General features: G+C 48.1%; 2 protein-coding genes. Both read right to left on the bottom strand.

From position 1 onward, the window contains the following. The coding region (locus BM100_RS22015) for a hypothetical protein (protein WP_139217023.1) at positions 1-641 on the bottom strand (641 nt) is incomplete at its 3' end. Positions 642-652: 11 nt separating this feature from the next. Continuing rightward, positions 653-1,220: MobA/MobL family protein (locus tag BM100_RS22010; RefSeq protein WP_175495007.1), on the bottom strand; the 568-nt coding region annotated here is incomplete at its 5' end.

The raw sequence follows: 1,220 nt of genomic DNA, 5'->3' as shown, positions 1-1,220 counted from the left end.
ACCTGATTATAAGTACTTAGCATCGCATCGAAGTTCCGATCAACCGCTTGGCCAAAAAAGAATTTGGCACTGAAAGCGGTCACAAGCACGATGGCCAAAAAACCGCCCCCAACAAGCCACCAAAAGTAATTTTGCAGTTGCTCATAACGTTGCTTCAGCTCATTTTGAGCCGTCTGGATATCTTCAGAAAATTGATAGCTACGGGTCGTCAGTGCCTTAACTTGTACTGCTATCACTTCCATTTGCGCATCCGTTCGCTGTCGAACCGCTCCGGCAATATCGATATGTTGCAAGGTGTCCATGACATTCTGGTTAATCTGGTTCGGCACGGTTTGCGCCAGATCCGTAAACTGCCTTGCACTTTCATCCAATGAACGTAACGTCAATTGTTTAATCACGTCCAGTTCGCTCAATACTTGGTGCATGTGCGCTTTTTGCGCTTCGATATGATCCAGCTCTGCCAGTTGTTTTTTAAGTGCATGGGTCGCCAGTTCCAGCGAGGTTTTCGCCTCCAAGATGGCATCAAAGGCCGTGTTTTTGGCGTCGGCCATTTCATCTATCATGTCAGTCACAATAGCCTGCTGTTCTGCCAGTACCGTGAGGTAACCGGCGATCCTTTCAAAATCCGTGGATATTTTCATGTCTTCCTCTTCTATCTGCTAAAACCACGTCCTGGCGCAGGCCGTCGTATTTTTTTCTGCTCTGCCTGTTGTTGTTCCTGGCGTTGTTGTTCTTGGAGCCTGTCCAGTCTTGCTTGTTGTACTTGACGCTGTTGTTCCTCAAGACGTTGTTGAGCTTCTTTTTCCTGACGGATTTTCTCCGCCTGATAGTCTTCTCTGAAACGCTGTACACCAAGAAAAAGCGCATGTTTATCCCTGAAATGTTGCATATCACGGGTTATTTCAGGTGAATAGGCTAGATTTTGCTGTTTCTCCGCAAACTGCACAGCCTTAAGGCTGCGCATGTGTTCCTGCCGGATATGACGGTACTCAGTGATCACTTGCCGTTGTTGTGGCTGCCGCCATTCACTGGGCAGCATCTTTTTCTCCGGCACAAGATCTAAGCCCTGTTTCGCATAACTGCGCATATCAATACGTTCAGGGCACTGCGCCCGTTCAAGATGCTGATTGCAGGCTACTTCCCAACGTTCACGTAATGCAACCAGCTGCTCTTTCCGTGTTTTTGGGTCTAAGCCGGTATTGGCTTTCTGGCTGCCACCT

Origin of the sequence: Xenorhabdus mauleonii (genome assembly GCF_900113945.1) — a bacterium.
GTDB classification, from domain to species: Bacteria; Pseudomonadota; Gammaproteobacteria; order Enterobacterales; family Enterobacteriaceae; genus Xenorhabdus; species Xenorhabdus mauleonii.
Note: the sequence above shows the minus strand (reverse complement) of the source record. Positions and strands in the feature narration are given on the sequence as shown.